The 6,457-nt window shown below is 38.3% G+C and carries 5 protein-coding genes; 2 read left to right on the forward strand and 3 right to left on the reverse strand.

Translation table 11 applies throughout. From position 1 onward, the window contains the following. From icd to acnA, 3 genes are all read right to left on the reverse strand, one after another. Nucleotides 1-1,112 (reverse strand): NADP-dependent isocitrate dehydrogenase (icd, locus tag RWZ99_RS08475; RefSeq protein WP_314678021.1); only part of this gene is annotated, 1,112 nt, incomplete at its 3' end. A gap of 13 nt (nt 1,113-1,125) precedes the next feature. Further along, the gene (locus RWZ99_RS08480) at nt 1,126-2,250 is read right to left on the reverse strand and encodes a citrate synthase (protein WP_314678023.1); all 1,125 of its coding nucleotides are present in this window, start codon (nt 2,248-2,250) and stop codon (nt 1,126-1,128) included. Between the two features lies 1 nt (nt 2,251). Further along, nucleotides 2,252-4,915 (reverse strand): aconitate hydratase AcnA, encoded by a 2,664-nt coding sequence (gene acnA / locus RWZ99_RS08485; RefSeq protein WP_314678025.1) that lies wholly within the window; start codon nt 4,913-4,915, stop codon nt 2,252-2,254. A gap of 334 nt (nt 4,916-5,249) precedes the next feature. Here acnA and nrdH point away from each other — a divergent pair, with 334 nt between their 5' ends. Together nrdH and RWZ99_RS08495 are read left to right on the forward strand one after the other, a co-directional pair. After that, complete coding sequence (gene nrdH / locus RWZ99_RS08490; RefSeq protein ID WP_003096895.1) at nt 5,250-5,474, forward strand: glutaredoxin-like protein NrdH; 225 nt, start codon at nt 5,250-5,252, stop codon at nt 5,472-5,474. A gap of 96 nt (nt 5,475-5,570) precedes the next feature. Continuing rightward, the coding region (locus RWZ99_RS08495) for a ribonucleotide reductase N-terminal alpha domain-containing protein (protein ID WP_314678038.1) at nt 5,571-6,457 on the forward strand (887 nt) is incomplete at its 3' end.

A 6,457-nucleotide genomic window follows, 5' to 3' on the forward strand; every position in this document is an offset into this window, starting at 1 on the left:
AAGTCAGCTGTAAAAATCCCTGATTTAAAGTTTTTTTCAATAGCACGTATAATGAGTTGAGCTGCTTCAGACCAACCGATATACTCTAAAAGCATACAGCCAGATAATAGAACTGAGCAAGGGTTAGCCTTATCTTGATCCGCAATATCTGGAGCTGTTCCATGGGTAGCTTCAAAGATAGCATGACCTGTTTGATAGTTAATGTTAGCTCCAGGAGAGATTCCGATACCACCAACCTGTGCAGCTAAAGCATCACTAGCATAATCACCATTCAAGTTGGTTAAGGCAACAACATCAAATTTTTCGGGATTCAAAAGAATCTGTTGTAGAAAATTATCAGCGATTATATCATTAACTTCTAAACGACCAGCAAGCAAATCTTCCTTATATTCTTCCTCAGCCACTTCATAGCCCCATTTACGAAAGCCACCTTCTGTGAATTTTTGAATATTCCCTTTATGCACCAATGTCACTTTCTTTAGATTGTTCTTAAGGGCATAGTCAATAGCTGAACGAATCAATCGTTTACTTCCTTCTATTGATATAGGCTTAATTCCAATACTACTTGACTTGGGAAAGCGAATTTTTTCGACATGCATTTCTGTTTGAAGAAAAGCAATCACGCGCTCTACATCGACTGTTCCTGTTTCCCATTCAATTCCCGCATAAATATCCTCAGTATTCTCACGGAAAATAGTAATGTCTGTTTTTTCTGGTTCCTTAAGTGGACTTTCTACTCCTTCAAAATAGCGAACAGGTCGGACACAAGCGTAGAGATCAAGTTCTTGACGCAAAGCTACATTTAAAGAACGAATTCCTCCTCCGACAGGTGTTTCAAGTGGCCCCTTAATAGCTACCAAGCTTTCTCGAATAGCCTCTAAAGTTTCTTGTGGCAACCACTCACCTGTTTTGTCATAAGCCTTTTTACCTGCCAAAAGCTCTCGCCACTCAATACGACGCTGTCCTCCATAGGCTACTTCCACTGCTTTATCAAAAATTGCTTGAGCATTCTTCCAAATATCACGTCCAACACCATCCCCTTCAATAAAAGGAATAATCGGATTATCAGTAACTTGGAGCTTGCCATTAGTCATAAGGATTTTTTCTGCCATATATTTTTCCTCCCTAGCGTTTTTCTAAAGGAATATAAGTCATGTTTTCTTGTCCGATATACTGTGAACGTGGACGAATCAATTTGTTATTTTTTTGTTGCTCTTGAATATGTGCAATCCAACCGGCAACTCGACTCATAGCAAAGATGAGTGTAAAGATATCACTGTCAATTCCTAGCGTATGATATACAGTGGCTGAATAGAAGTCTACATTGGGAATCAATCCCTTCTTATCTTTCATGAACTCTTCAATTTCTTGAGACATATTAAAGAATTCTTCATTCTCTGTACCCTCTGTCAGCTTCTTGGCCATATCTCTAAGGAAAATCTCACGAGGATCTTGTTTCTTGTAAACACGGTGTCCAAATCCCATGATTTTTTCTTTAGAATCAAGTTTTTCCTGCAAGTATGCATTGACATCACCAGATTCACGAACTTCTTTTAACATATCAAAGACACGTTCATTGGCCCCACCGTGAAGTGGACCTTTTAGGGCACCAATAGCTGTCGTGACACAAGAATAAATATCTGTTAGGGTCGAAGCACAAACTCGCGCCGCAAAAGTTGAGGCATTCAATTCATGGTCAGCATGAAGGATTAAGGCCTTATTCATAGCTTCGATTTCAATTTCAGAAGGATCAACACCATTCAACATGTAAAGAAAATTCGCCGCAAAACCTAAATCTTTACGTGGTTTAAGAGGCATTTTACCGGTGCGTAAACGTGCAAAAGTCGTGATGATAGTTGGCAATTTAGCCATTAATTCTATGCTTTGCTGATAAATAGCTTCCATGGATCTTTCCTCAGCATCCACATTATAAACCCCAAGAAGGGAAACTGTTGAACGAAGAACACTCATCGGGTGTAAATGGGGGCGAGATTGGATAAGAATACATTGTTCTACAGCATCTGAAATGTCATAGTTCTTACGTAACTCGGCCTCAAAATACTTGAGTTCCATTTGCGTTGGAAGATGACCATTCCACAGCAGATAAATCACTTCCTCAAAAGACGCCTTATTATCCATAAACTCGGAAATATCATATCCTGCATAGGATAAATGGTCATCAATAATAGATGAAATCCTAGTATTACAGGCAATCATATCCTTAAGTCCATTAATTTCAACTGTTGTCATATTAGGCTCCCTTCAATTTTTTTCTTACAACCATAGGCAAGATACCACCATTTTTATAGTAGCGAATATCAGCATCTGCATCAAAACGAACCAGTACTTTGAAAGTTTTGGTTTGTTCAGGTGTTGAAGCTGTAACAGTGATAACATCATGAACACCTGGATTTTCTGAAAGATCAAAGCTAAAGATCTCATGTCCTGTCAATCCAAGAGTTTCAGCATTTTCTCCTTCCATAAATTGTACCGGCAAAATTCCCATCATGACTAGATTTGAACGGTGAATACGCTCAAAACTCTCAGCAAGTACTACTTTTACACCAAGAAGATTTGCCCCTTTAGCTGCCCAGTCACGACTTGAGCCCATCCCATAATCCTTACCAGCAATTACAAGAGTATCTCGATTAGCTTCTTTATATTTCATAGCAGCATCATATATAGGTAGAATGTCACCTTCATATTTAGTAAATCCACCAATTTTTCCTTCTGCCAACTCATTTTTGATACGAATATTAGCAAAAGTTCCTCGCATCATGACTTCATGGTTTCCACGACGACTACCATAAGAATTAAATTCTTGATAATCTACACCATTTTCAGACAAATAGCGTGCTGCTGGACTATTTCTAGCAATATTACCAGCTGGAGAAATATGGTCTGTTGTAACCGTATCTCCAAATTTAGCCAATACCTTCAAATTATTCAAAGGTTTAATGGTCAAATCATCTCCTAAAGCATCAAAGTAAGGTGGATTTTGAATATAGGTAGACTTTTGATTCCATTTATAATTTTGGCTCTGTTCAGTAGGGATGGCATTCCACTTCTCACTGTCAGAGAAGACACTAGCGTATTCGTCTCGGAAAAGTTGACGGGTTACATATTTATCCACATAAGCTTCAATTTCATCACGTGATGGCATAATATCTTCTAGATAGACGGCTTGCCCATTGTCGTCAAAACCTAAAGGCTCCCTTGTCAAATCAATATTAGTGTTACCAGCCAAAGCGTAGGCAACAACCAATGGTGGGCTAGCTAAGAAATTTGCTTTTACGAGAGGATTAATACGCCCTTCAAAGTTACGATTTCCTGACAGAACGGCACTCGCTAGTAAGTCCTTGTCTACAATAGCCTTAGCTACCTCAGGACGTAAATCTCCCGAGTTACCAATACACGTCGTACATCCGTAACCTACCAAATTGAAGCCAAGCTTGTCTAAGTAGCTTTGCAAGCCTGAAGCTTTAAGATAACCAGTAACAACTTTAGAACCTGGTGCCAAAGATGTCTTCACCGTTGGAGATACCTTTAACCCTTTCTCAACTGCTTTTTTAGCTAAAAGACCAGCCGCCATAAGAACGTAAGGATTTGAGGTATTGGTACATGATGTGATCGCAGCAATGGCCACATGACCCGTTTGAATTGTTTCTGAATGATCCTCAAAATCAACTTTTGCCGTTTTTTCTAACTCTTCCTTATCCAATCCAAAGCCACGCACACCTGCTTCTCGTACCACTGCATCCTGAAATTCTTGCTTAGCATCGGATAAGAGGATCAAATCCTGTGGACGTTTAGGACCTGAGATAGAAGGTTTAATGGTTGACAAATCAATTTCAACAACCTTAGTATACTTGGCTTCTTTACTTGGGTCATAAAACAGATGATTGGCTTTCGTGTAGGCTTCCGTGATCTGGATATGTTCCTCATCACGGTTAGTTAAGCGCATATAGTTAAGAGTTTCGTCATCAATAGGAAAATAACCACAAGTTGCCCCATATTCTGGTGCCATATTAGCGACTGTAGCACGATCGGCTAGAGATAGGCTTTTTAAGCCAGAACCAAAATACTCTACAAATTTACCAACAACATTTTCAGAACGAAGTACCTGAGTAATCTTGAGAGCCAAGTCTGTTGCCGTAGCAATTTTAGGCAGTTCACCTGTTAAATGTACACCAATAACCTCTGGAATTGGGAAATAGGAAGCTTCACCTAACATAGCTGCTTCAGCTTCAATTCCGCCGACACCCCAACCCAGAACACCAATACCATTAATCATCGTTGTGTGACTATCTGTACCAAACATAGAGTCAGGATATAGTAGCCCATCTTTTTCAATAATGACATCACTTAGAAACTCAATATTAACCTGGTGAATAATACCTGTAGCTGGTGGAACCGCACGGTAATTTTCAAAAGACTGTTCGGCCCATTTAAGAAATTCGTAGCGCTCATTGTTACGTTTAAATTCTAGATTGATATTATCTTCAAGCGCTGTATCACATCCATATGAGTCGACTTGAACAGAGTGGTCAATGACCAAATCTACTGGAATCTCTGGATTAATAAGCTCTGCTTTACCACCATTAGACACTATAGCATCTCGCATTGAGGCCAAGTCAACGACAACAGGAACCCCTGTGAAATCTTGTAAAATGACACGACTAGGTTTAAATGGTACTTCAGAAATTGTCGGAAAATTCGGAAATTTCATTAGGTCAGAAATGTGAGATTCCTTTACATCAACACCATCTTTTTTTCGGAGGAGACTTTCAAGTAGTATTCGAATGCTATAAGGTAGTTCTCCGACCTTAACATCATAAGATTTTGCTGCTTTTTCGAGATCATAAAAAGAGAATGTCTTACCATTTACAGTTAGATTTGAACAGTATTCTTGCATACTTGAACCTCCATTGGTTAAAAAATTTCCTTTATTCTACACTGTTTTTTTTGAAAAAACAAATAGAATCGGCATTTTGGTGTCATATTTTATGACATCTTTAGTTAGCTGTTGATATTTTAGTCATTTCCATAAACAAATTCTATTTAATTTAAGGAAACTAAAAAAAGCCTTTAAAACACAAGATATAGGGTTGTGTTTCAATACTAAACACAAAATATTGTATTTCCTTAAGTAATTTAGCTTGATTTTTCCCAATATTTTGGGTATCCTATTAGAGTTCTAAAAAGTGATTCCTAGTCACTTAAAATCTTTTAAAAAAGGAGTAATTGCAATGGCAAAGATTACATTGTTTTCAAAAAACAACTGCATGCAATGCAAAATGACAAAAAAATTCTTGGAAAAGGAAGGCGCTGATTTCGAAGAAATCAACATCGATGAACAACCGGAAAAAATTGATTACGTCAAAAGCCTAGGTTTTACTGCTGCTCCAGTCATTGAAGCAGGCGACATCGTCTTTTCAGGTTTCCAACCGGCTAAACTTAAAGAAATCCTTTAATTATCAAGTTTTTATTTTTATATAGAAAGGAACTTGTTTGCTTAGTTTAATATGTTAGCCTTAATCTACCTTTAAACTAGGCCTGGTATCTGTATTATGTCTTTAAAAAATCTTGGCGATGTTTCTTACTTCCGCCTCAACAACGAAATTAACCGTCCTGTAAACGGTCAAATTCCTTTGCATAAGGATAAAGAAGCGCTTCGTGCCTTTTTCCTTGAAAATGTTAAGCCAAATTCAATGGCATTCAACAGCATCACAGATAAAATTAATTATTTGATTGAAAACGACTATATTGAGTCTGAATTCATCGGTAAATACGAACCTGCTTTCATCGAAAAATTATCTGCAGAAATTCATTCTCAAAAATTCCGCTTCCAATCTTTCATGGCAGCCTACAAGTTCTACCAACAATATGCTCTCAAAACAAATGATGGCGAGTCATACCTTGAAAGTATTGAAGATCGTGTTCTTTTCAATGCTCTTTACTTCGCTGATGGTGATGAAAACCTAGCTAGTGACCTTGCTAACGAAATGATTCACCAACGTTATCAACCTGCTACTCCTTCATTTTTAAATGCTGGACGCAGTCGTCGTGGAGAACTCGTTTCATGTTTCCTTATTCAAGTAACGGATGACATGAATTCCATCGGTCGTTCTATTAACTCTGCTCTCCAATTATCTCGTATTGGTGGAGGGGTAGGTATTAGTCTATCTAACCTTCGTGAAGCTGGTGCTCCTATCAAAGGATATGCTGGTGCTGCTTCTGGAGTTGTCCCAGTTATGAAGCTTTTCGAAGACAGCTTCTCTTACTCAAACCAACTTGGTCAACGCCAAGGTGCCGGTGTTGTTTATCTGGATGTTTTCCACCCAGATATCCTTGCTTTCCTTTCTACTAAGAAAGAGAACGCCGATGAAAAGGTACGTGTTAAGACATTGTCACTAGGTGTTACAGTACCAGATAAATTCTACGAGTTAGCACGTAA

It is taken from the genome of uncultured Streptococcus sp. (assembly GCF_963545685.1).
Taxonomy (GTDB): Bacteria; Bacillota; Bacilli; order Lactobacillales; family Streptococcaceae; genus Streptococcus.